The sequence below is a fragment of the Parvimonas micra genome (genome assembly GCF_021300775.1).
Lineage (GTDB): Bacteria > Bacillota > Clostridia > Tissierellales > Peptoniphilaceae > Parvimonas.
The window spans coordinates 148001-174569 of the sequence record NZ_JAJTJP010000001.1 but is presented as its reverse complement, the minus strand read 5'-3'; the positions used below and the strand labels follow the sequence as shown (position 1 = coordinate 174569).

Here is a 26569-nt window from a genome sequence, read left to right as displayed (position 1 = left end):
AAGTATATCATTAATTTTTTTAATTGTCAATTTAATATTAATTTACAATACATTTATAATCGTGTATAATAAATATATAAAATTAATTTGGAGGTTGTTATGGATAGAAATTATGTTAAAAATTTACTTGAAGAATTATTAAATATCTACAGCCCTACTGGAGATACTGAAAATGCGATTCTTTTTATGGAAGAAAAATTTAAAGAATTAAATATTCCTTCAAGAAGAACAAATAAAAATGCTCTTATCGCAACAATAGAAGGTCAAGAAAAAGAAGCTATAACTTTTTCAGGTCATGTTGATACATTAGGATTGATGGTAAAAGAAATAAAATCAAATGGACGTTTAGCTTTCTCATTAGTTGGTGGTTTTTCTCCAACAAGTGTTGAAACAGAAAATGTATTTATTAAAACTTATGATGGAAAATTAATTCCAGGAACTGTTTTATATAATGAAGCCTCAGTTCACGTTTATGATACAACTACTTCTGCTCAACGTTCAATTAAAAATATGGAAGTAAGAATTGACGAAGTTGTTGAAAATGCTGAAGATGTAAAAAAACTTGGAATTTCAGTTGGAGATTTCATCTACTTAGATCCAAGATGCAGAATTTATGATTCAGGATTTATTAAATCAAGACATTTAGACGATAAAGCTTGTATAGCTGCTATGATGGGACTTGCAAAATATTTAGTTGAAAATAATATAAAGCCAAAGAATACAATCAATTTCTTTATAAGTAATTATGAAGAAATTGGACATGGTTCAAGTTATATCCCTGAAAATACTGTTGAATTCTTCGCTGTAGATATGGCTGCTCCAGGAGTTGGTCAAGAATCTGATGAAAGAGCTGTAACAATTTGTGCAATGGATTCTTCAACACCTTACGATTTAGGAATGAGAAATAAATTAAGAAAAATTGCTGAAGAAAAAAATATTGACTATAGAATTGATATTTATCCACATTACGGATCAGATGCATCTGCTGCTCTTAGTTCAGGATATGATATACGTTGTGCATTAATTGGTCCAGGAGTTGATGCAAGTCACAGCTATGAAAGAACTCATATTTTAGGAATTGAAAACACATATAAATTAATGTTAGAATATCTTTTAGATAAATAATTTAAAAAAATTAAAGGCATAGATTTAAAATCTATGCCTTTTTTAATCAGCTTTAACATCTGTCCAAATATTATCATATTCTTTTATAAAATCAGAAGGATCTCTAAAAACTTCTAATTTTTCAAAATATTCATCATCAATTTCTGTAACTGATTTTACTAATTCATTTTCATCTATAACTTCTTGGTTTGGAACTGCATAATAAGTATAATCCATATTTTTTGACAAAATATCTTTTCTAATTAAGAAATCTATCAATTTATATGCATTTTCCTTATTTTTTGCATCTTTTAAAATTACCATTGAATCAAACCAAAGATTTGTTCCCTCTTTTGGTTTTACATATACAAATTTTTCATCCTCATCCATAAGCTCAGTAGCATCCCCAGAATACATTACTGCTATTGCAGCATTTTCAGCTAACATATTATCTTTTGTCTCATCTACAAGATAAGCAAGAATTGATTTCTTTTGCTTAATTAAATCTTTTTTTGCAATTTCAAGTTCTTCTATATTTCTTGTATTCATTGAAAATCCATTTTTTAAAAGAGCAGCTGCTAAACTATCTCTTGAACTATCTAACATAACAATTTTATCCTTATATTTTAAATCCCATAAATCAGCCCAAGAAGTAATTTCTCCGTCAACTAAATTTTTATTATATACAATACCTAATGTTCCCCAATACAATGGAATAGAATAATTTGATTCGGGATCATAGTCTTTATTTAAAAATTTCTTATCTATATTATCATAGTTTGATAATTTACTTTTATCAATTTTTTCAAGCATATCTTCTTTTATCATTTTTTCAATCATATAATCTGAAGGTACAACTATATCATAATTACTTCCACCTTGTTTTATCTTCAAATACATATCTTCATTCGTAACAAAAGTTTCATAATTAACTTTAATTCCAGTTTCTTCAGTAAACTCATCTAAAACTTCTTTATCTATATACTCTCCCCAGTTATACATGTTTACAACATCACCTTCTCTTTTATTACAAGATGAAAGCAAAAACATTAAACAAAGTGAAAAAAGTAAATTTAAAAATATTTTCTTTTTAGTCATACAAAATACCCTCCTCACTTTTCTTATTTATAATAAGTAATAAAACTATCATAGCTATAAACATCAATGTTGAAAGTGCATTAATTGAAGGATTTATTCCCTTTCTAGCCATAGAGTAAATTTGTGTACTTAAATTTACAACACCATTACCACTATTAAAATATGCTATAACGAAATCATCTAATGAAAGTGTAAATGCTAATAATGAACCAGCAAATACTCCTTGTTTGATTTCAGGCAATATAACTTTTCTAAGTGCATAAAAAGGCGTTGCACCTAAATCCATTGCAGCTTCAGGTAGAAACTTATTCATCTGTTTCATCTTTGGATATACGGAAAGAATAACATAAGGAGTCGCTAAAACAATATGTGAAGCAAGTAACGTTAAAAAACCATAATCTATATTAAATGCCTTATAAAGTACCATTAATGAAATAGCAATTACTATATCTGGATTTAGAACAGGAATATAATTTAAATTCAGCACTAAAAACCTTTCACTTTTTTTCATATAATATATACCAATCGCAGCTACGGTTCCTATAAAAGTAGAAATTATAGTAGTTAAAACTGCAATTACAATTGTATAATAAAGTGAAGTTAAAACTTCCTTATCCTTAAATAACTCAATATACCACTTAAAAGTAATGCCAGAAAATGATCCACGAAGTTTTGAATCATTAAATGAATATAGTATTAGAACAAAAATCGGTGCATAAATAAATATAAATACAAGTGAAATATATAATTTTCTAAACTTATTTTCCATTTTCCACCTCTTTTGAATATTCAGGATCAAATTTATTCATAACAAAAAGCGAAACAAGAATCATAACTAAAAGTACCATGCTCATAGAAGATCCAAAATTCCAATTTCCAGTTACTCTAAATTGTTGTTCTATTACATTTCCGATTAAATTTTCTTTATTTCCACCTAAAAGAGCAGATATTTCAAATGTTGATATCGCAGGGATAAACACCATTGTAATACCAGTTATAACTCCAGGTAAACTCATAGGAAATACTAATCTAGTAAATGTTTTAATTCTATTTGCACCTAAATCATGAGATGCTTCAATATATTCTTTATCAATCTTAATCAATGTTGTATAAATAGGTAAAATCATAAACGGTAAAAAGTTATATACCATCCCTATTAAAATAGACGTATTTGAATACATAAGATTTACAGAAGGTAAACCAAAGAAATTCAAAATAGAATTTAAAAGTCCATTTTTGCTTAAAATACTTATCCATGAATAAGTTCTAAGTAAAAAGTTCATCCACATCGGAATAACAACTAATAAAATCATCATATTTCTAGTTTTAAGCTTAAATTTTGTAATAAAATATGAGAAAGGGTATCCAATCACTAAGCATAAAATAGTAGAAAATACTGCCATTTTTAAAGATCTAAACAAAACTTTCATATAAATAGGATTGAAAAATCTTTGATAATGTTCCATAGAGAAAGTAAAATTTTCTCCACCATAGTCAATAGAATATTTTGCTATGAAAATTAGAGGAACAACGATAAAAATTACTAACCATACAACATATGGATATGCAAACCTCTTAAATTTCATCTATACTTCTTTAGCTCCTTTTTTCATAATATGAATATTATCTGGTGTTACTTTTAGTCCAACTTTTGAACCAATTGGTTTTGTAATTGTAGAGTGTACCATATAATCAAAATCTCCTACTTTAACAAGTAATTCATAATGAACACCCTTAAAAATTTCAGATTTTACTATACCAACTAACATACCATCTTCTTCGTCAACAAGCTCTAAATCTTCTGGACGAATTACTACATCAATTTCTTCATTAAGTGCGAATCCTTTATCCACACATTTGAATTTTCTACCTGAAAAACTTACAAGAAAATCTTCATTCATAATACCATCTAAAATATTACTTTCACCAATAAATGATGCAATAAAAGCATTTTTAGGTTCGTTATAAATATCAATAGGTGTTCCAATTTGTTGAATCTTTCCATCATTCATAACTACAATTGTATCACTCATTGTAAGAGCTTCTTCTTGATCATGAGTTACATATACAAAAGTGATACCTACTCTTTTTTGAATATTTTTAAGTTCAACTTGCATGTCTTTTCTAAGTTGTAAATCCAAAGCTCCTAGTGGCTCATCTAAAAGTAGAACCTTTGGCTCATTTACTAAAGCTCTAGCTATAGCAATTCTTTGTTGTTGCCCACCACTTAAAGATAAAATTGATCTTTTTTCAAATCCTTTTAAGTTAACAAGTCTTAACATTTCTTTAACTTTTTCATTGATTACACTTTCAGACATTTTCTTTATTCTTAGTCCAAATGCTATATTCTCATAAACATTCATATTTGGAAAAAGTGCATACTTTTGAAAAACTGTATTTATATTTCTTTCATATGCTGGAACATTTGAAATATCTTTTCCTTCAAATAAAATTTTTCCGCTTGTAGGAGTTTCAAATCCTCCAATAAGTCTTAAAGTAGTTGTTTTCCCACAACCAGATGGACCTAAAAGTGTTAAAAACTCCTTATCTCTAATATATAGATTTATATCATCTAGAACAACATTATCTCCAAATTTTTTATTTACATTAACTAACTCAACAGCATGATTGCTCATATATTCCTCCTAAAAACTTGGTGGATTTGTAATCCACAAAACTTTTGATTCTTTTTTAGATAAATTAATTATACTTCTTTCAAATTGACCACTTGTATAAAAGCACTCTCCTTCATTTAAAACATATGTATTTGTTCCAAGATGAAGTTCTACTTTACCTTTTAACACATAACCAAATTCTTCTCCTTCAAATGGTTCATAAGTTCTTGAGTAGCTTTTATTCTCATTTAAAGTCACAATTATTGGTTCCATTGAATTCTTCTGTGCATTTGGAACTATCCACTCTAATTTACTATTTCCATTTTCAAAAATCGTTTCAAATGCATCAATTTTTTTAAAAACAAATCTCTCTTCTTTCTCTTCTTTAAAAAAATCTGAAATATTTGTTCCAAGAGCCTCTAAAACATCCTCCAAAGAACTAATCGATGGAGATGTAAGTCCCCTCTCTAGCTGAGAAATAAAACCTTTTGTAAGTTCTGCTCTATCAGCAAGCTCTTCTTGAGTAAGTCCTAAAATGGTTCTTAAATTTTTTATTTTTTCTCCGATATCCATTTTTTTCTTTCTCCCAATATAACATTATATTAAACAAATAATATCTCTATACTAAACACTACATATTATATCACAAATAAATCATTTATCAATAGTTTTTATACAAAAATTTAAAATTTTTTATAAAAATTTTAAAATATTAAACAAAAATGATTTATTACCATATCACATCACTTTTTTTATTTTTTAAAAATAAACTTATAAGAAATTTTAATATTTTATTATATTACCATAAGAAATATTAATGGTATAAATATTGAAAATACAGTATTTATAGTTTATAATAGAATTGTATTTTTGTTCTTTTATTTTTTATTAAATATAAAAATACTTTATAAATTTATTTATAGGAGGATTGAAAATGAAAAAAATCTTTTCTGGATTTTTAGCATTTTGTTTAGTTTTTTCGATTTTTAGTACAAATTTCATAACAAAAGCTGAAGATAATGCAAAAAAAATAATCTTAAAAGTCGACACTTCAAAAATTTCAAATGAAAATGTCGATACATATTTAAAAAAAGGAGAATATGATAAAGTAAAAGAAATTAACTCAAGTTCTTTAAATATTGCCAAAGAAAAAATTAATGAGCTTATAGGTGACTTCAAAGAACTATCTAGAGATGATTTTCTTTTGCCATTTATTTCTTTTGAGGCTACAAATGCTCAAATATCAAAACTAAAAACCTTAGATTTTGTTAAGAATATAGAATTTGATATTGAGTATGAAGAAACTCTAAAACCAAATATTGTTAGACCTACCCCTCGTAGTTCTGCTGATGCAACAAAAATAATTGGCATTGATGATGAATTATTAAAAAAATATGATGGACGTGGTGAAGTTGTTGGTGTTATTGATACAAACTTCGATCCAAATCATGAAGTTTTTAAATTAGACAATAATGTAACTCCTTCAATAACTAAAGAAGATATACAAAAATTAGTTAAGCATAAAAATGGTGCTCTAAAGAATTTCACTGAAGATAAATTATATTTTAGTTCAAAAGTACCTCTAGGATACCATTATGTAAATGAAGATACAAATTTAAATCCCGAAAAAACTGAAGAAGGTCATGGTCAACATGTTGCTGCAGTTATCGGAGGAAACAAAACTAAAATAAATAATAAATATGACTGGAGAGGTGTTGCACCTAATACACAACTCCTAATGATGAATTGCTTTGCAAATGAAGGTACATCCTCTACATACTATATAAAAGCTATCAGTGATGCTGTTTACTTAAGAGCAACAGCTATAAATATGAGTCTTGGTAAACCAAAAGGAACAGTAAGAAATTATAGTTCAGTAGATAAGAGTGTTTCTGAGATAATTGATAGAGCTGCCTCCGTTGGTACAAATGTTGTAATAGCAGGTGGTAATGAAGGTGAATACCAAGGAGATATATCTATTGATCATCCTGATTTCGGGACTGTTGCATCTCCAGGAATTCAACAAAGTGCTATAACTGTAGCATCTGTAGAAAATAATTCATATATGGCAAAATTTTTAATCGTAGGTAATGAAAAAATTCCATATTATGAAGTTAAAGAAAGAATTTTTGAAAATAATACTTTTGATATAGTTAATTGTGGTGAAGCATTAGAAGATGATAAATTACCAAATGTTAATGGTAAAGTTGCTCTTATTAAGCGTGGTGGAGATACTTTCAAAAATAAAGTTAAAAGAGTTGAAGATGCTGGTGCAATAGGTGTTATTATCTATAATAATGTACTAGGATCATTTTCAATGAGTCTAGATAATACTTCTACAATTCCTGTAATTGGTATTTCTATGGAAGATGGAGAAAAACTTATTTCAAAATTACCAGTAAAAATAACTATAACTAATGAACAAGATTTTGTTAAAAACCCACTAGAAGGAAGAATGAGTAGTTTCTCAAACTGGGGACTTACATCTGATGGAATTTTAAAACCTGATTTAACAGCTCCAGGTGGACATATATATTCTGCAAAAAACGGAGCAGGATTTGTAGAAATGAGTGGAACATCAATGGCAACGCCTCATGTATCTGGTGCAGTTGCAATTGTCTCACAAAGTTTAAAAGAAAGAGAAGAATTCAAAAATTTAAGTGTTGCTAATAGAGGAAAATTAGTTAAGACAATACTTATGAATTCAGCAAAACCACTAAATGATAAAGAAAATAATGTACCTGTTTCTCCTAGACAACAAGGAGCTGGTATTGTTGATATGAAATCTGCTGTAGAATTAGATTTTACAGTTGTTGATAAGGATACAAATATTGCATCAACTTTTATAAAAAATATAAAAGATACTATTACTCTAAAATTAAGAATTAAGAATTATTCTAACCATACTAAGGAAATTACTCCATCTGTAATAGTAACTATAGATGCACATTCTGGTAAGAAAAATCTATTAAAACCAACAGAATTATTTACAAAAACTTTAAATTCTGACAAATTTACTATTGGCGCTAATCAAGAAATTGTTAAAGAAATTAATATTCCATTAGAAAATTTAGATAAAATTAAAGATTTTGACAAAGGCGCTTTTATTGAAGGATTTTTAACTTTATCAGCTAATGATGGCAAAAAAGCAAACTTCCCATTCGTTACTTTTAAAGGAGATTTTAATAATCTTTCTGTAATAGAAAAACCAGTGTATGAATTTGATTTTGATAAAGAAAGTCCAATGTACTGGAATTTGAAACCTTCTGCAAATGCTTGGCATAGATTTTTTACTCATATTGAAAGTAAAATTGATGATTATCCAGTTGTGTTAGGTATGAAAAATTTCGATGAAATTAATGATGTTAAAAAATTACAAAAAGATACAGACATTAAACCAGTATTTAGTAAAAAATTAGTTATTAGCCCTAATGGTGATGGGAAATTAGACGATATTACCCTATACTCTGTATTTACTAGAAATGCAGATGCAAGATATGAAATAAGAAATTCAGAAGACAAAGTTGTTACTGAACAAAAAAATACTAAGCTTATACTTAAAAACATTTCAGATTGGGCGGATAAAGAAGATTTAAATCCAGAATTCTTAGGATATACTAATATTGATATTTCAAATCTTAAAGATCAAAAAGATGGCGAATACACTCTTAATATATTAGCAAAACCAACTGTAGAAGGTGCTAAAGAGCAAAAACATTCTATTAAATTTACAATAGATAATGAAGCTCCTAAATTTAAAAACGCAAAACTAGATACTGAAACTAAAAAATTTACTTTCACAGTAGATGATGCTAATGAAATTAAATCTGTAAAAGCTACTGGAATAGAATATCAAATACCTTACCCTGATTATCCTGACTATAAGATAGCAAAAGAAGTTAAACTTGAAGTTAATAATATTAGTAATAATCAATACGAAATCCAATTAAAAGATGATACAGATTTAAAAGATGTCAATATTACAGCAACTGATATTGCATATAATGAAAATACAGAAGACTGTGATATGATGACAACAGATAAAGCATTAGGAAAGCTTGAAGTAATTTCCAATTCAGAAAATGGTGAACATGTTCCAATAAAATATGATGTATATGATGAATCAAATAGAATTGTAAAGAATACCCAAAAGCTTAGACCTGGAAAATATACTTTTGTATATAAATTCTGCCCTATCGAATACAAATTAATTAGTGAAAATTTAGAACAAGAATTTGAAATTACTGAAGAAAACTTAAACCATAAAATAGAGCTGAAATTTTCTAAACAAAATATCGGACAAAAAATGGTATTAGTTAGAGGCACAGGAGATCTTAGTTTTAAGGATTTTAAAATTACTGCTGTAAATGTTGATAATCCAAAACAAAAATTTAGATTAAGACAAGAAGTTGAAGAAACTCCACAATTTTTCTTCTCTGCCCCATTTGGAAAATATAAGATAGTTGTAGAAATTACTAACCCAAATAAAGCATTAAAATACAATTATGTACTTAGTACTGATGACCAAAAAGAAATTTCCGAAGTAACAATTGATGAAAATTCAATTAACAAGAGAGTAGATTTACTTTTCTCTGAAAATTTATTTAAAGTAGTTCCAATTACAAAAGGATATGATGGACATATAGATTATATGGGAATGAACCTTTCAGTTGGACAACCAGTAGATATTAGAAGTATTGGTAGAGGTCGTTCAGAAATTGTTCCTAAAGAAATTCCTGAAGGATATTATGTTGTTCCTGGAATGCAAACTGTGAAATTAACTGATGAAAATCCAGTACAAGAAGTTGTTTTTGAATACTATAAAGAAAATGAAGATGATAAATTCTCTTTATTAATTCAAGATAATGCTAAAGAAAAAGGTATTGAAACTAAGTATAAAATCTATAACTACAATGAAAGATTTAATTTTGAAAAAGGAAAAATCAGTTTAGACTATACTCCTGGTATGAAACTTAACCCAGGTTGGTATTGTATCGAAGCTCAAGAAGAAGATTATGGAGAATACAAAGCACAAGCTAATGAGCCTACTCCAACTTACAACTTAAAAGAAAAAGTAATAGAAGTTAAAAAGGGTGAAAAAAATGTTACAGTTGGATTTACTTGGGGAAAAAATAATGAAGAAAATTTTGTTGAAAAATACTCAAGAAAAATAATTGCAAATATTCCTGAAAACTACCCTAATGATGAAATTAACCTAGAAATAAGAAAGAAAGATTCTGGTGAAGTTGTTGTAAAACACACTTACAAACAATCTGACGAAAATACTCATTCAGTTATTATTCCTAGTGGATCTGGTTATGATGTTGTAGCTACAAATATTGCCAATGGATATTCTTGTCCTAATGGAGAAGCTTGGGTATTCGGAGCAGATGGTCACCCAATATCTCTTAACATTACAAAAAATGTTGTTGATGGTAAAGATGTTAATTTCAAATTTAAAGTTGGAGATACTGAAATTCCTAATGTAAAATTTAAATTAAATGATTTAGATTTCAAATCAGGAAATAACAAATTAGAATTAGGAAAATATAAGGTTGAAATATTAAGTCCAGAAAGCTATAAAGGAAAGAATATAGATAAAGAAATTGAAATTACAAAAGATACCAATGAAATTTCTATTAACCTTGAAAAAATAACTACTGGAACAATAAAAATTGGACTAGAATATATTGATACAACAGACAAATTAAGTAAAATTGAACTTGACGGAAAAGTGATATCCTTAACTGGTAATAAAATTCCTGTTTCAATAGGAAATCATAAACTTGAAATAACAGATGTTGATGGCAATATTTCAAATTATGAAATCTCCCCTAACGCTGTTAATAATTTCAATTTAAACTTTGAAAATCCTGATCAAGTATATAATTTCAAGATAAAGAGAAAACCAAGTAGTATTGATATCTCTGAATTAACAAAATTAGTTGAAGAAAGCAAAGAAATAAAACAATCAGAAAAGTATCTAAATGCTATTGATGAATTAAAAGAACTTTATAATAATTCAATAAAAGTTGCTAAAGACTTATTAGACAATGAATCTACAAGAACTGAATTTAATGTAAAAAAAGCTGTTGAAGATCTAAAACTTGCAAAAGATTCTTTAGATGGAGATAAAGCACATGCAAAACTTGTAAAGAAATTAAAAGATTTAATCAATGAAAAAGATATTTTATCTGATGGTAATCTTTATATTAATTCAGATGAAGAAGAAAATGAAGCTTATTTAGATGCAATTGAAAATGCTAAACAACTACTAAATGTTAATTTCAAGCTAAAAGAACTTGAATCTGCAATTAAAGATATTGAAGATGCAAAATCAGTTATGGGATATATAATTAAAATTAATATTTCAGGAGAAAATATCCCTAACAACTTAAAAGTAAAAGCTATTAATGAAGTTACAGGCGAAGAAATTGAACTTGAAAATAAAGGCAAATCTTTTGAAAAATCTGTAGTATTAGGCAAATATAAGATAATCGTTGAATTAGATGAAAAATACAAAATTGACAAGAACAATTTTGAAGTTGAACTTACAAAGGACAAAAAGGCCGAAGATGCTGTAGTAATTTCTAAAATACAAAATGATGATAGTCAAACTCCAATAACTTTCCATTATGGAGATAACCAAACTGTTAAACTTGGAGAAAAAATTTCCGATATCAAAATTAGTGAAGACATTTCAAAATTTGTTAGACTTTTAGTTGACGGTAATGAAGTTAGTAAAGATTTTTATTCATTAGTTCAAGGAAGTACAATAGTAAAATTCAAAGAAGCTTTTACAGATACATTAGCTATTGGAACTCACACACTTGTATTTGAATTTACAACTGGTAAAATAGAAACTACTCTAACTATTGCTAACAGAGATAGTTCTGATAATAACAATTCAAATAATAATTCAAACAACAACAATAATAGTAGTAATAGTAACAACAGTAATAATAATAATAGTAGTAGTAATAGTAATAATAGCGATAACAATAATACTAATACTACAACTAAGACAAGAAATAACAAACTAGTTAAGACTGGAATTTCTAATAACTATAATATCCTACTATTGGCAATTACTGCTATAATATTAAGTTCATTATTTATTCGTAAAAGAGTAAATAAATAGCAAAAAAGGAAGTGTTAAAATCACTTCCTTTTTTATTAAAAAATGTAGAGTCACCTCTACATTTATTTTCCAATTTTTTCTTCTCTACCATAATAGAAAAGATACTGTTGAGCATAACCAGCATATTTTCCAAATATTCTATCTGCTTCTTTTGAAATTTTCTTAACTGGAGTTTCTTCTTTTATGAAAAGTTCTTCCATAACTCTCTTAATCCAGACATCTACTGGAAAAACTTCCCCTCTTTTATATGAAAATAGCATGATACAATCTGCAACTTTATTTCCAACTCCCGAAAACCTTAATAGCTCTTCTCTAAGATTATCTGTTTCTAAATTTTCAAAACTATCCAAATCAATATTTTCATTTTTTATCATATTAACGGTATCAAAAATTCTCTTATCTCTAAAACCTACCTTAGCGAATTCTCTTAATTCTTCTACTGTGGCCTTACTTAATTCATCAACAGTTGGAAATGAATAATATTTTCTATTTTCATCTTGACAAATAAATTTTCCATATCTCATAGAAATTACTTCAATGGATTTTCTAATTCTAGGAATCATATTATTAGCTGATATTATAAAACTTATTAACATTTCAAAATGATTTTGATTTAATATTCTAATACCTTTTCCATATTCCATTGCATTTGCTAAAATTTCATTATTTGCTAAGCTTTTTCTTATAGATTGATAGTTTGTGTTCAAGTCAAAATAATCTATCCAAATTTCGTTAAATTCTTCCAAATTTGTTCCTTTAAATATAACTTTGTCATCTTCATTTAATACATTTAAAACTCTTCCTAAATGTACTGTTGTAAAACTACCATTTTTTTCTTCATACCATCTAAAAGCCTGTCCACAAGTAAAAATAGCCTTAGCATCAAAATTTTCTACATCTTCTAATATTACTAAATTATCTTTTTCGTAAAGTTTCATTATTTTTTTGCCTTTGGTCTTGCTTTATTTTGTTTTATAAGAATTGAAAGTTTTTCTGCATTTTCCTTTTCAAGAGGAATAGTTAAAATTTCATCTTTTAAATCACCAGTAACTACAACTTCAAAAAACTTACTATTTAGAGCACCCCATTTTTTAATTTTCTTATACTCTCCAAGTTTTCCATCAAAGCAAAATCCATTATCTCCAATATATAACCTATCAAGAGATACTATTGAATAAGTAATACCAATTAAAACATATACGATACTATAAATATCTTGAATTTGAACAGCGTATACAACACCAAATGCAACTAATGCAATAGATAACCCAAACAATACTTTTCTACCTCTAAGAGGCATAGTAGTTAATTCTCCAGTTAATTTTTTTCTAGTTTGAAAAATTGCTACTATTTTCTTAATTACAAATATTAAAATTAATCCAAATACTATTAATAATAAATCACTACTTCCCATAAATCCTCCATATAAATTAAGTAGAAGCAAGCTTCTACTTAATTTTAATTTTCATCATTTTCTATTTTTTCTTCTACAGTTTCTTCAGTAGTATTTTCTTCTTTCTCAGTTGGTTCTTCAACAACTTCATCACCAAAAACTTCTTCTACCTTTTCTACTGATTCTTCAACTACTTCTTCTTCAATACCCATGTACTTATTATACATAGTTTCAAATTCTTTTCCACTTATAGTTTCAACTTCTAAAAGTTTGTTAGCTATTAAGTGTAAGAATTCTATATTTTCATTTAATACATTTTGAGCAGTATTATATGCTTCATCAAGAAGATTTTTAACTTCACCATCAATAAGTCTTGCAACATCTTCAGAATAAGTTCTTCCCTTTCCAAAATCTCTTCCTAAGAAAGTTTCTTCTTCACCCATATCATAATTTATAGGTCCAATTTTAGTACTCATTCCATAAGTAGTTACCATACTTCTCGCAAGTTTAGTTGCTCTTTCAATATCATTAGATGCTCCAGTTGTTACATCTTCAAAGATTATAAGCTCTGCTGAACGTCCACCAAGCATCATTGCAAGTCTAGACTTCATTGCTTTTACAGTCATATATTGACTATCTTCATCTTGAGAATATGCAGTAAATCCACCAGCTCTTCCTCTTGGAACTATTGTAATCATTTGAACAGGATCTGACAATGGAACAAATCTTGAAACAATAGCATGACCTGCTTCATGATAAGCAGTAATCTTTCTATCCCTATCTGTAACAACAGCAGATTTCTTTTCAGGACCAGCTACAACTTTTATTGCAGCTTCTTCAAAAACCTTCATAGGAATAGTCTTTAAATTATATCTAGCCGATAATAATGCAGCTTCATTACATAAGTTTTCAAGATCAGCTGGAGTAAATCCAGTAGTATGTTTAGCAATAACTTTAAGGTCTACATCAGGATCTAATCTCTTATTTCTTGTATGAACCATTAATATTGCTTCTCTTTCTTTTACATTTGGTATACCAACGTAAATTTGTCTATCAAATCTACCAGGTCTTAAAATCGCTGGGTCTAGAATGTCAGGTCTATTTGTTGCAGCCATAACAATTATTCCTTCATTAACACCAAAACCGTCCATTTCAACAAGTAATTGGTTTAATGTTTGTTCTCTTTCATCATGTCCACCACCAAGGCCAGCGCCTCTTCTTCTACCAACAGCATCAATTTCATCTATAAAAATTATACATGGTGCATTTTTCTTAGCTTCTTCAAATAAATCTCTTACTCTTGATGCCCCAACACCTACAAACATTTCAACAAAGTCAGAACCACTTATACTGAAGAAAGGAACTTTTGCTTCTCCGGCAACAGCTCTTGAAAGATATGTCTTACCAGTTCCCGGAGGACCTACAAGTAAAACACCTTTTGGAATTCTAGCACCAATGTCACTATATTTTTTAGGAGATCTCAAGAAATCAACAATTTCTTGTAATTCTTCTTTTTCTTCTTCAAGTCCAGCAACATCTGTAAATGTTACTTCATTTTTCTTATCTTTATGAAGTCTTGCTTTACTCTTTCCAAAATTCATTACTTTGCCTCCACCTTGAGCTTGTCTCATAAATAGGAACCAAAGTACTCCAAGACCTATTAAAACTATAAGTGTAGGCAAAATTTCTAAATAGAATGGCTTTGTAGGCTCAGCCTTACCATTATATTTTATAGTATTGTTATCTACCTTTGCTTTTAGATAATTATCATAAAAATTAATTCTAAATTCTGAAGGTAAATATGCCTTAAATTCTGTTTTATCTTTATCATTTAATTTTCCAGTTATATATGAACCTTGTGTAGTTACTTCAGTAACTTCATCATTTTTTATTTTTGATACAATTTCTGTAACTGTGTATTCTTTAACCACTGGTGTTGAAGTCTTTATTACAAAAAAATATGCAGTTAAAAACAAAATCGGTATCAAATAAACAAGATACGCTTTAGTTTTTTTATTCACGCTTTCCCTCCTAATATTCTATTTATATACCTCTTCCTTAAGAGAAATAATATATGGTAAATTTCTATAAGATTGATTATAATCTAGTCCATAACCTACAATAAAGTCATTTGGAACCTCAAATCCTACAAAATCTCCAGAAATTTCTACAAGTCTTCTTTCTGGTTTGTCTAGCATACTTGAAACTTTAACAGTTTTTGCACCTCTATCTTTAAAATAGTTAAAAAGATATTTTAATGTTTTTCCAGTATCAATAATATCTTCAACAATTAAAATGTTCTTACCTGAAACATCAGCTTCTAAATCTTTAACTATTTTTACAATTCCACTTTCAGATGAGTTTCCATAAGATGAAATTGCCATAAAATCTATTAATATTGGAAGATTAATCGCTCTAATTAAGTCTGCAAAAAATAATGTAGAACCTCTTAAAATTCCAACTACAACAAGTTCAGCATCATCATTTTGGTAATGATTAGTTATTTCTTGTCCAAGTTCCTTAACTCTATCTTTTATAGTTTTTTCATCAAATAATAATTCTTTCATATCTGATTTAACTATAGATTCTAATCTCTCCATAAAATCTCCTTTGATAAAACCTTAATTTTTATTATATCCTCATTACTGTCTACTAGATATCTATTTGATCTCCTCATATTAGCAACCCAAATGATATCTGAATTAATTTCAAAAATAGGTATATTATCCCTCATTTCAAGATTTATTTTTTCATCAATAAATAGATCCTTTAGCTTTTTCTTTCCAAAATTAAACTCTAGAAAATCCCCATTTTTTCTATTTCTAATCTTCAACAATTTTAAATACTTTTTATTTATAAAAAGCATATCTTTTTTTTGTTTCAAATTATTAAATTCTTCTATATTAGACTGTTCTATAATTATATCAAAAAACTTAGTAGAATACAAAGAAAAATCTAAATTTTCAAAATAAAAATCTATTTTTGAATTTTTAAAATTATTTTTATCATAAATAAGAAGTTTATCATATTCTATTTTAAAAATTACATCTTTTATTTCTATATATTTACCCGTTTTTGTAAAAATCAAATTGTCTATTTCTTCAATTATCTTATAATTAATTCTATCAGGATCTTTACTTATAAATTCAAAAAATTCTCTATACATTATATTTCTAAAAGATTTGGATTGTTTTTTTAATTTTTTAATATAAACAACAATTTGTTCTTTATTAAATTCCCATAATAATCCTTCTTTTGAAAATATATATTCTCTAGAAATACTATTATAATCATTTGCAATATTTGATAATCTGGACAAAGCATCTAATATTCTTGGATTATAGTCATTTTCTAGAATAGGCATTAAATTTAATCTAATTTTATTTCTTAAATATAATTCTTCAAAATTAGTATCATCTTCAACAAAAGGAATTTGATTTTCTTCAATATATTGTTCAATATCATATCTTGAAAAATTCAATATAGGTCTAATTAAATCTCCTCTTTCAGACTGAATGCCAATTAATCCATTAATACCAGTCCCTCTTAGTATTCTCATAATAACAGTTTCAGCTAAATCATTCTTATTATGAGCAGTAGCTATGTAATCTAATTTTTCAACACTTTTAATCTCATAGAAAAACTTATATCTTAATGTTCTTGCACCCTCTTCTATAGACATCTTATTATCACTAGAAAAAAGTCTAACATTTTCTTTTTTTGAATAAAATTTTAAGCCATATTTTTCGCATTGTGTTTTTACAAAATTTTCATCTCTATCAGCATCATCCCTTAAAGAATGATTAAAATGACAAACAATAATATTTAATTTAAAATCATTTTTATAATAATTAAATAAATCTAACATAGTCATAGAATCTTTACCACCTGAAACAGCTAATAAAATTCCAGAACCATATAAATCATAATTTTTTAAAGTTTTTAAAAATTCATTTTTCATAAAAATAAAAAACCGAGTATAAACCCGGCTCCTTTCTCTACTAAATTAAACTAATCGACATCCTTATACTTTACAATTACTTCGTCTTTTTCTACCATTTTAAGTTTTTCTCTAGCTACTTTTTTAATAAATTCTTCATTATCTACATTTTGAAGACTTTCTTTTGCTTCTGAGATTTCAGCATTTAGTTTATCTTTTCTATCTACTAAAGTTTGAATTTTTTTACTTAATCTGCTTTTTTCCTTAGCTTGATAAACAATAGCTTTTCCAAAAACAATACATAGAGCAAAAAATACTAACGCATAAAATCGAATTCGAGCTTTATTTCTCTTATTCATCAAGCCACCTCCCTATCTCTTATAAATTATATACTAAAAAATTATTTTTTTCAATACTTTTACAGATTTTCGTACATTTTTTGAGCATCTTCTTTTTTCTGACTATCAGTTATATCTAACACTCTAATTTTAACATCAGAATTTCCAAACTTTAATTCTATGATATCTCCAACTTTTACTTCATCAGAAGGTTTCATAGCTTTTCCATTTCTAAAAATTCTTTCTTTTTCGCAGGCTTCTTTTGCAACAGTTCTTCTTTTTATAAGTCTTGAATTTTTTAAAAATTTATCTATTCTCATTAAATATTATACTCCAAAATAGAATCTACTTGATATTCCTTGTTTTTTTCTCTACCATTTAAGTCAGTTAATTCAATTAAAAATTGTATTGAAACAACTTCAGCTCCTTGTGACTCAATTAATTTTGCACAAGCATTAATCGTTCCACCTGTGGCAAGTAAATCGTCAACTATAGCAACTCTATCTCCACTTTTTAATATATTTTTACAAATTTCTAACTTATCCGTTCCATATTCAAGAGAATATTCAAAAGAAGCAGTTTCTCCAGGTAATTTTCCAGGTTTTCTAACTGGTATAAACCCTACATTTAAAGCATAAGCAACTGCTGATCCAAATACAAACCCCCTCGCTTCTGGCCCTACAATATAGTCTATATTTTTATTTTCTAAATTTTTCTTCATTAAATTTACAGCTTCTCTAAAAGCTTCACCATCACTAATTAATGTAGTTATATCTTTAAAGCTAATTCCTTCTTTTGGGAATCCTTCAATAACTCTTATTTTTGATTTTAAGTCCATAACTTCCTCCTAAATTTTCATCAGCAACTAATTATATACCATTTTAAGTTCATTTTCAATCATTTAATACAAGTTTTTTAATCATTATATTTTATTAAATCTTCTTGTAATTGTAAAAGACCAAGTCTTCCTAAATGAGTTGCATCTCTAAAAAAATATTTAGTATAAGAATATTTACTATAATCTATCAAATTAACATTATTCTTATCAGAAATTTCTCTAATTCTACTATAATAGTATTCTATCTCTTCTTTAGGAACACCAGTATAATCAGCCCAATATCCTTGAAGTGGTACTAAAATCAAATTAACTTTTAAACCTAAATCTTTTGCAACATCCAAAAATAGTTGTAAATCACCATATTCTTCTTCACTTCTATACTTTGTATTCTTTGCAGAATCTTTTAATTTTGCAAGTTTCATCTTGAAATTTTTATCAAAGTATTTATTAAACATAAAGAACTCATTAGATGAAGAGTCAACATCACATTCTGAAATTGCCTCTTTTCTCAAAGTATCCCAATCAATTTTTTCAGGAGCTTTTTTTTCATTAACACTATAATCTACTTTATAATGTTTCATAAATTTACTATTTGCTATCAACTTATATTTTTTATACATAAGATTATTAACAAATTGATCAAATCTAGTATTTCTTTTTATTCCTTCTACTATTCTAGTTACTACACCATTACTTTTAGAAAGTTCAAGAATCCTATTATATATCTTTGTTTTTGTTTCTTGCGATACTTTTTCACTTCTATATAAATTATACAAATGATCCACTGAAAATCTTGGTTGAAAAGCTTCAGGTTTCATTCCAATACCTTCAAACCATTGCATAGATAAGATTAAATTTACCGTTGTTATAGGACTATCTTCTCCAATTGACCCCAATGTTATCGCATGTATTATAGATTGATAAAAACCTTCACCAATTTGCATAATATTCAAATCAGAATAGTCTAAAACTCTGAAAGGATGTTCTTTCCAATCATTAGTAACAATAAGTTCAGATGAACCAAAAAGTGTTATAGTTCCTTTTCCTATATTTTTAGTTAAGACATCATGTGATTTATATTTTTCTGTAATATCACTATATCTAATGGAATTGTTCTTAACCGAAAATAAATCAAATGATTTTTTCTCTTTATTAATATAAAAATTTAAGAATGTAAAAGAAATAATTAAAGATAAAACTATTGATACCGCTAATGCTTTTAATCTTTTCATATTTACTCCTAAAAATTACTATATATAAAATCTTTTACGACATTAAAATCATATAATACACTAAATATAATTAGTGAGGTAATCATTATTGTATAGAAAAAAACTCTAAATATAAATTCTTTCGTTTCTTTTTTTACCATAATCTACCTCCTATTACCTGTAAAACGTAAACAAATTTTTCAGAAAAAATGAAAAATCCGAACATTACTAAATTAAATGTAATAAATATTGATGAATATTCAAACCATTTTTTATTTTTATTATTCTTATAGAATTTTGTTTTTTGAAAATATTCTGTAATTGCTAGAATAATACCGTGATATAAACCATATAAAAGATAACTGAAATTTATACCATGCCATACTCCCATAAGCGTCATATTTACAATATAAGCAACCATCGCTGTAGTTAATGAGCTTTTAAAAATTTTTTTCTTAAACATAGCAAAAACTAATCTACTAAAAACAAAATCTCTAAACCAATGAGACAAACTCATATGCCATCTATTCCAAAAATCTTTCATATCTTTTGCTAAAAAAGGTTTATTAAAATTCATTGGCGTATCTATTCCAAATATCTTACTAACACCAACTGCCATTAAACTATACCCAGCAAAGTCGAAAAACAAGTAAAATCCATATAAATACATATATATTGTAAGATTTTTTGTTGTATAAGTTGCTTCTGAAATAATATTTATCTTATCAAAAATTAGTTGTGATAGAATTATTTTATACACTAATCCTTGTAAAATATATTCAATCCCTTTTCCTAAATTATCTAAATATTCAGTCTTACTAATTGTTTTTTCTATATCTTTTATAAATCGTCTGCTTCTATCAATAGGACCAGATGATAAAGTTGGAAAAAATATCATAAATGATAAATAATCTATAAAATTAACATCTTTTATCATATTATCTTTTATTTCTACAAGAATTTGCATTACTTTAAAAGTTATGTATGATATTCCTAAAAATCCAAATTTATAATCTATTTCTAAAATCGGTAATATACGAGAAATAAAAAGTGGTACTAAACTTAAAATTACAAATATAGAAACTCTATCACAATTTTTTTCTATTTTTAATCTCAAATACACTTTTATTAACATATACTCACATATTAAAAATATAACTAAATATATTAGTGAATTTATATTTTTTGAATAAACTAAAAAGCAGAAAACCAATGAAGAAAAAAGAATATAATATTTATTTTTTCTCTCTTTAATGCCTAGGAATATTGCAGGAATACTCAAAATAATGAGTAATGACCAAAAATTTAAACCACTAAAAAATTCCATTACTAATCACTACTTTTTAAAAATTCAATAATTTTATTTGGAGTATTTACTACTTCCTTATCTAATTCCATTATTCCTAAAGTAATTCCTAATTGTTCTTCAACTTCAACAATAAATCTAACAAGTCCAAGGGAATCCATCAAACCTTCTTCAAATATATTAACATCAGGAGTTTCTCTTAAATCTTCTTCACAAATATCTTCTAAAATCTCAAATACTTTTTCTTCCATAACTTTCTCCTATTTATTTTCTAATATCCTCTTTAATTCTTTTCTATCTACCTTACCATTATTATTCATTGGCAATTTCTCTAAGAATTTAATTTTCTTTGGTATCATATAAACTGGAATATACTTTTTCAATTCTTCTTTTAAAAATTTTGTATATTCTTTTTCATCTTTTATATCATTACTTACAACAAATGCTGTAATACTCTTAACTTTATTATCTGAATCATAATTAGGTAATGCACAACAAGAAATTACTCCATCAACATTTAAAAGATTACTTTCAATATCTCCTAATTCAATTCTATATCCATTTAATTTAACTTGAAAATCTTTTCTATTTGAAAAGAATAATTGTCCATTTTTATAAAAACCTAAGTCTCCTGTTTTATATGCTCTTTCATTATTTTCGGTAATAAAAAATGACTTTTTAGTTTGAATTGGGTTTTTATAATATCCACTACTTACTGTATTTCCTATTATAACAATTTCACCTATTTCTCCATCACCTAATATTTTATCTTCATCTCTTATTTCAATTCTACTTCCTTTTTTAACATCACCCAATGGAAGAGTTTCATAATTTTCAATAACTTCATCAGTTATTAAAATATCTGTAACACAAACAGTTGATTCTGTTGGACCATAAGTATTAATTACTTTTGCATTAGGAAATCTATTATTTAATCTTTGAGCTGTTTTCTTAGTTAACACCTCTCCACAAAAAAGAAAATATTCAATGTTTTTTACATTCTCATAAGAAAATTCTGTCATAGATAAACACATATCCGCAAATGAAGGTGTTGAAACCCAATTTGTAATACCAGATTTTTCTAGATGCTCATATAATCTAGCAAAATCTTGTTGATCTTCTTTAGTAATAGCATATAATGTAGATTCTGAATATAACGACAAATAAAGATCCATTACAGATAAATCAAAAGAAAAAGGCGCTTGATTTAAATATACTTTATTCTTTTTATTCTCCACTACATTATGCATCCACTCAATATAATTATTCAAATTATCATAAGTTATTTGAACTCCCTTAGGTTTTCCTGTACTACCTGAAGTAAATATTATATAAACAATATCTTCTGGTTCGATTTCATACAGACCTTCATTAGGAATTTCATCGTATTTTTTATCATTAATTATTTCTAATATATCTTTTTTAGTCAATGTATTAAACTTTTCATCTACAACCAAATCTTCTGTAAATAGCGAAAATTTAGACTCTGTAATATTTAGCACATCCTCAACTCTATTCCTTGTAAAAGTAATATCCATTGGACAGTAAGGATGTCCCGATTTTGTACAAGCTAAAAAACTTACTAACATTAAATAATCTTTATGACCAAAAACAGGAATTGCCTCTTTATTCTTAACACCAAAATTTTTTAAAATATATTTTGCTAATCTGTCTGAAAATAGCATAAGCTCCTTGTATGTAATAGAGCTTTCATTACAAATATAAGCAATTTTTTCTGAATATTTGTAACTGTTTAAAGTTTCTAAATACTTCACAAAAAAATCCTCCCAAAAATTGATATTTTCTTATACTTAAATTATCATATTTTTTATAATTATTTAAAACATATATTATTTAAATTAATTAATAATTCTAACATATTCTATAATATATACTTTAAATAAAACTAAAATAAGTATTCTTGTTTTTCAATTATAAGTCAGAACTTTACAATTTATATTATAGCAAAATAATTTATAAAATTAAATATGTAAATTAAAAAAATTTTTAATTCTAATAAATAAAATCTACAATTTATAAAAACTCCTCTAAATTTTACAAAAAAAAACTGATGTTAAAACATCAGTATTAAAAATTATTTTTAAACAGCAGCCACTGCTTCAATTTCAATTAAAGCATCTTTTGGTAATTTAGCAACTTGAACTAAAGCTCTAGCTGGTTTATGATCACCAAAGAATTCTGCATAAACTCCATTGATTGCTTCAAAGTCATTCATGTCTTTTACAAAAACATTAACTTTAACAATACTTTCTAAACATCCACCACCTGCTTTAATGATTTCTAAAACATTAGTTAAACTTGCAAGTGTTGCAGCTTTTATTTCAGTTTGTAATTCTCCATTAGTAATTGGTAATTGTCCAGAAACAAAAATTAAGTTACCAACTTTTCCAGCTTGTGAATAAGGTCCAATTGCTGCTGGAGCCTTATCAGTTTTTAAAAATTCTACGCTCATTTTACTACCTCCTAAATCTATGCCCACAATCTTTCAAGATTGTAATAGCTTCTATAATCTTCTGTCATAATATGGACTATAACTTCTCCACAGTCTAACAAAATCCAATTTCCATCTTTATATCCTTCTGTACTTAAACAGTCCATATTATTATTTTTTAATTGGAATTCAACTTCATCACAAATAGCTTGATTATGATTAGTTACACTTCCAGTTGCAATAACAAAATATTCAGCAATTGAAGATTTTCCTCTTAAATCAATGCTTACAATATTTTCTGCTATTTTATCATCTAATGCTTTCAAGATAATATCAAGTTTTTCCATTAAATCACCTCATATTTACTAAATAATCCCTTGCTCTAATAGATAGCGGATGTATTCTTTCTGATTTTTTCTCTAAATAATCAAAACTATCATTTAAAAATTTAATAATAGCCTTATCAATATTGTAATCTGCAAGTTTTCTTAATTCCTCAACAGTATCATACTTTCTATTAGGCTCAATTTTATCTGATATAAATAAAATCTTTTCAATCATAGACATATTTTCTTTAGCCGTTGTATGATAACGGACACCTGAAAGTATTTCGTCATCAACTATACCATAGATATTTTTACAAACAACAGAACCTATTGGACCATGTTGAATTTTTGGATTATTTTTTTCTTCAGTATCAAATATTATATCAGAATTCACCTTATTATTCAACATATAGTATTCTTCCAAATTTTTAGCACAATCATGAACAAGCCCAGATAAATATGCTTTATTCTCATCTGCATTATATATTTTTGCAAGCCTCTTACAATAATCAGCAACTCTTAAAGAATGTTCATATCTATTTTCTGAAAGCTTTTCTTTTAAATCTTTTTTTATTTTTTCAATATCAAAATAATTAAGTTCCTCATAAATATATCTACTCACTTTTTCAGGAACAAGATATCTTATAGATTTTTTTTCATACATTCTATTTCTAATATCAGTTGATGATATTGATATTACTGAGTTATTAATAATATTTACATCATATTTTTCTATAATTTCTCTATTTTTCTCAAAAATATAATTGTAATCATACTTCCTTAAAAAAACAATTATTGAAGTAATTTCTAAAAATTTTTCATATTCTTTCCAAGACTTAATATTTAAAAATTCATCATCTCCCATAATAAAATAATATTTATCTTCAGTATTATAAAAATTATCTCTAATTGTATTATAAGAAAAATGAATTTTTGTAGAGTCTTCCTCAACGAAAGAAATATCAAATTTATCATTATCTTCAATTGCTAATTTTAACATAGCAACCCTTATATCAAAAGGATATTTATCATTTGCTTTATGAGGAGGATTTGAGTTTGGTAGAAACAGTATTTTATCAAGTCCCATTTCTATCAAACAATCCTGTGCAATTTGCAAATGTCCATTATGAATAGGTGAGAAACTTCCACCTAATATTCCTATTCTTTTCATTATTATGGTAACTCTATTCTATTTTCGTCTTTTCGTTTTCTTCTATAAATAACAAATTTATTTCCGATATGTTGAACAAATTCTGCTCTTGTTTTTTGTAAAACAAGTTCTACTAGCTCTTTATTATCATCTAAATTGTTATTTAATATCTTAATTTTTATTAGTTCTCTCTTTTCTAAAGCTAAATCTAATTGTCTTATAGTCTCATCATTAACTCCATATTTACCTATATTCATAACAGGCTCTATAGAATGAGCTAAAGACTTTAAATATGCTCTTTGCTTTGGATTTATCATATATTCTCCTTACTACTCAAAAAATTCGAATTCCATTTCTCCTATAACAATAGTTTGGCCTTCTTCTACACCTTTTTGTTTTAACTCTTCGATAACACCTTTATCAGTTAATACCTTTTGGAAATATTTCAATGAATCATAATCTTCAAAATTAGTTATATAAACTAAGTATTCAATAAGAGGTCCTTCAACATAGAATGTACCATCTTCACTGTAGATTTCATAAGCTTCTTTTTCAAGTTCTTCTACATATTCATATTCTTCATCAAAAGTTTCATAATCTATTTCAATTTTTGATAATTCTTCAAAAATTTTGTATTTTAATTCTCCTACTCCCATTTGAGTAACAGCAGAAATTTCTAATACAGTTCTATCTTTAAAATATTCTTTTACTCTATTTAAGTTGTCATCTGAAGTAAGTAAATCTATTTTATTAGCAACAATAATTTCTCTTTTATTTTTTATATTTTCATTATAAAGTTCTAACTCTTTATAAATTGTATTGTAATCTTCAATAGGATCTCTACCTTCAATGCCTGAAACATCTAACACATGAACTAATAGTCTTGTTCTTTCAACATGCTTTAAAAATTCAAAACCAAGTCCAATTCCTTCACTAGCACCTTCAATAAGCCCAGGAATATCTGCAATTACAAATGATTTATTCTCTTCAACTCTACAAACTCCTAAATTTGGTTCTAAAGTTGTAAAATGATAATTTGCAATCTTAGGCTTTGCATCACTTAAAACAGAAAGCAAAGAAGATTTACCAACATTTGGGAGTCCTACAAGTCCTACATCAGCAATTAATTTTAATTCTAATTTTATTGTTCTTTCTTCTCCCTTTGTTCCAGGTTGTGCAAAACGAGGTGCTTGTCTTGTACTTGTAGCAAATCTAGCATTTCCCTTTCCACCTCTTCCACCTTTTGCAACAATAAATTTATCATCTTTAACTTTAAAATCATGAATTACTCTATTTGTTTCAAAATCTTTTATTAAAGTACCAACTGGAACTTTTACAATTAGGTCTTCACCTTTTTTTCCATATTGTTTTTTAGTTCTTCCATTTTCTCCATTTTGCGCGAAATAGTGTTTCTTATATCTAAAGTCCATAAGAGTTCTTACTCCTTCATCGGATATAAAAATTACACTTCCACCATCTCCGCCGTCTCCACCGTATGGGCCACCATCTGGTTCATATTTTTCTCTTCTAAAAGAAACACAACCATCTCCACCTTTTCCGGCTCTTAACTCGATTTTTGCAATATCTATAAACATATTTACCTCTTTTTCTTTCATACATTATAAAAAAGATTGAGAACTCAATCTTTTTATATATT

General features: G+C 26.7%; 24 protein-coding genes. 2 read left to right on the top strand and 22 right to left on the bottom strand.

Translation table 11 applies throughout. The features are described from left to right. Positions 1–99 precede the first annotated feature (99 nt). The gene (locus LW893_RS00960) at positions 100–1125 is read left to right on the top strand and encodes a M42 family metallopeptidase (protein ID WP_233055370.1); all 1026 of its coding nucleotides are present in this window, start codon (positions 100–102) and stop codon (positions 1123–1125) included. A gap of 42 nt (positions 1126–1167) precedes the next feature. On the opposite strand, the gene LW893_RS00955 is transcribed toward LW893_RS00960, so the two are convergent. Genes LW893_RS00955 through LW893_RS00935 form a run of 5 tightly spaced genes read right to left on the bottom strand, consistent with a single transcriptional unit; the run spans position 1168 to position 5390 of the window. Next, a complete protein-coding gene (locus tag LW893_RS00955; RefSeq protein ID WP_233055369.1) occupies positions 1168–2202 on the bottom strand; it encodes an ABC transporter substrate-binding protein in 1035 nt (344 codons plus the stop codon). Next, positions 2195–2971 (bottom strand): ABC transporter permease, encoded by a 777-nt coding sequence (locus LW893_RS00950; protein ID WP_233055368.1) that lies wholly within the window; start codon positions 2969–2971, stop codon positions 2195–2197. The genes LW893_RS00955 and LW893_RS00950 overlap by 8 nt, the downstream gene beginning before the upstream one ends. Beyond that, on the bottom strand, positions 2961–3788 hold the full coding sequence (locus LW893_RS00945) for an ABC transporter permease (RefSeq protein WP_233055367.1): 828 nt from the start codon (positions 3786–3788) through the stop codon (positions 2961–2963). Before LW893_RS00945 ends, LW893_RS00950 begins: the two co-directional genes overlap by 11 nt. After that, positions 3789–4838 carry a spermidine/putrescine ABC transporter ATP-binding protein gene (potA, locus tag LW893_RS00940; RefSeq protein WP_233055366.1) on the bottom strand — a complete coding sequence of 350 codons (1050 nt, stop codon included), beginning with the start codon at positions 4836–4838 and terminating at the stop codon, positions 3789–3791. 9 nt (positions 4839–4847) lie between these two features. After that, positions 4848–5390 (bottom strand): helix-turn-helix domain-containing protein, encoded by a 543-nt coding sequence (locus tag LW893_RS00935; protein ID WP_233055365.1) that lies wholly within the window; start codon positions 5388–5390, stop codon positions 4848–4850. 361 nt (positions 5391–5751) lie between these two features. Between LW893_RS00935 and LW893_RS00930 the strand changes: the two genes are divergently transcribed. Then, on the top strand, positions 5752–11958 hold the full coding sequence (locus LW893_RS00930) for a S8 family serine peptidase (RefSeq protein ID WP_233055364.1): 6207 nt from the start codon (positions 5752–5754) through the stop codon (positions 11956–11958). Positions 11959–12020: 62 nt separating this feature from the next. Here LW893_RS00930 and LW893_RS00925 read toward each other — a convergent pair whose 3' ends face one another. The 17 genes from LW893_RS00925 to obgE form a co-directional block, all read right to left on the bottom strand. Continuing rightward, positions 12021–12896 carry a DNA-3-methyladenine glycosylase family protein gene (locus LW893_RS00925; protein ID WP_233055363.1) on the bottom strand — a complete coding sequence of 292 codons (876 nt, stop codon included), beginning with the start codon at positions 12894–12896 and terminating at the stop codon, positions 12021–12023. Continuing rightward, positions 12896–13372 carry a hypothetical protein gene (locus LW893_RS00920; protein WP_233055362.1) on the bottom strand — a complete coding sequence of 159 codons (477 nt, stop codon included), beginning with the start codon at positions 13370–13372 and terminating at the stop codon, positions 12896–12898. Before LW893_RS00920 ends, LW893_RS00925 begins: the two co-directional genes overlap by 1 nt. A 44-nt stretch (positions 13373–13416) precedes the next feature. Next, the gene (ftsH, locus tag LW893_RS00915) at positions 13417–15372 is read right to left on the bottom strand and encodes an ATP-dependent zinc metalloprotease FtsH (protein ID WP_233055361.1); all 1956 of its coding nucleotides are present in this window, start codon (positions 15370–15372) and stop codon (positions 13417–13419) included. An 18-nt stretch (positions 15373–15390) separates the two neighbouring features. After that, the gene (gene hpt, locus LW893_RS00910; RefSeq protein WP_233055360.1) at positions 15391–15951 is read right to left on the bottom strand and encodes a hypoxanthine phosphoribosyltransferase; all 561 of its coding nucleotides are present in this window, start codon (positions 15949–15951) and stop codon (positions 15391–15393) included. Continuing rightward, a complete protein-coding gene (gene tilS / locus LW893_RS00905) occupies positions 15939–17312 on the bottom strand; it encodes a tRNA lysidine(34) synthetase TilS (RefSeq protein ID WP_233055359.1) in 1374 nt (457 codons plus the stop codon). The genes hpt and tilS overlap by 13 nt, the downstream gene beginning before the upstream one ends. Positions 17313–17362: 50 nt before the next feature. Beyond that, complete coding sequence (locus LW893_RS00900; protein ID WP_233055358.1) at positions 17363–17650, bottom strand: FtsB family cell division protein; 288 nt, start codon at positions 17648–17650, stop codon at positions 17363–17365. A gap of 59 nt (positions 17651–17709) precedes the next feature. Beyond that, positions 17710–17949, bottom strand: a complete 240-nt coding sequence (locus LW893_RS00895; RefSeq protein ID WP_233055357.1) for an RNA-binding S4 domain-containing protein — start codon at positions 17947–17949, stop codon at positions 17710–17712. Then, positions 17949–18467 (bottom strand): adenine phosphoribosyltransferase, encoded by a 519-nt coding sequence (locus tag LW893_RS00890; protein ID WP_233055356.1) that lies wholly within the window; start codon positions 18465–18467, stop codon positions 17949–17951. The genes LW893_RS00895 and LW893_RS00890 overlap by 1 nt, the downstream gene beginning before the upstream one ends. Before the next feature lie 77 nt (positions 18468–18544). Beyond that, complete coding sequence (dltD, locus tag LW893_RS00885; RefSeq protein ID WP_233055355.1) at positions 18545–19699, bottom strand: D-alanyl-lipoteichoic acid biosynthesis protein DltD; 1155 nt, start codon at positions 19697–19699, stop codon at positions 18545–18547. 133 nt (positions 19700–19832) lie between these two features. Then, positions 19833–21005, bottom strand: a complete 1173-nt coding sequence (dltB, locus tag LW893_RS00880; RefSeq protein ID WP_233055354.1) for a D-alanyl-lipoteichoic acid biosynthesis protein DltB — start codon at positions 21003–21005, stop codon at positions 19833–19835. A 2-nt stretch (positions 21006–21007) separates the two neighbouring features. Beyond that, a complete protein-coding gene (gene dltC, locus LW893_RS00875) occupies positions 21008–21235 on the bottom strand; it encodes a D-alanine--poly(phosphoribitol) ligase subunit DltC (RefSeq protein WP_233055353.1) in 228 nt (75 codons plus the stop codon). 9 nt (positions 21236–21244) lie between these two features. Then, positions 21245–22759, bottom strand: coding sequence for a D-alanine--poly(phosphoribitol) ligase subunit DltA (dltA, locus tag LW893_RS00870; protein WP_233055352.1), 1515 nt, complete (start codon positions 22757–22759; stop codon positions 21245–21247). A gap of 326 nt (positions 22760–23085) precedes the next feature. After that, positions 23086–23457 carry a RidA family protein gene (locus tag LW893_RS00865; protein WP_233055351.1) on the bottom strand — a complete coding sequence of 124 codons (372 nt, stop codon included), beginning with the start codon at positions 23455–23457 and terminating at the stop codon, positions 23086–23088. Positions 23458–23474: 17 nt separating this feature from the next. Beyond that, complete coding sequence (rsfS, locus tag LW893_RS00860) at positions 23475–23783, bottom strand: ribosome silencing factor (RefSeq protein ID WP_233055350.1); 309 nt, start codon at positions 23781–23783, stop codon at positions 23475–23477. A gap of 4 nt (positions 23784–23787) precedes the next feature. Then, complete coding sequence (gene nadD, locus LW893_RS00855; protein ID WP_233055349.1) at positions 23788–24933, bottom strand: nicotinate-nucleotide adenylyltransferase; 1146 nt, start codon at positions 24931–24933, stop codon at positions 23788–23790. A 2-nt stretch (positions 24934–24935) separates the two neighbouring features. Further along, positions 24936–25229, bottom strand: coding sequence for a ribosome assembly RNA-binding protein YhbY (gene yhbY / locus LW893_RS00850; protein WP_233055348.1), 294 nt, complete (start codon positions 25227–25229; stop codon positions 24936–24938). Positions 25230–25241: 12 nt separating this feature from the next. Further along, positions 25242–26507 carry a GTPase ObgE gene (gene obgE, locus LW893_RS00845; protein ID WP_233055347.1) on the bottom strand — a complete coding sequence of 422 codons (1266 nt, stop codon included), beginning with the start codon at positions 26505–26507 and terminating at the stop codon, positions 25242–25244. Positions 26508–26569 lie beyond the last annotated feature (62 nt).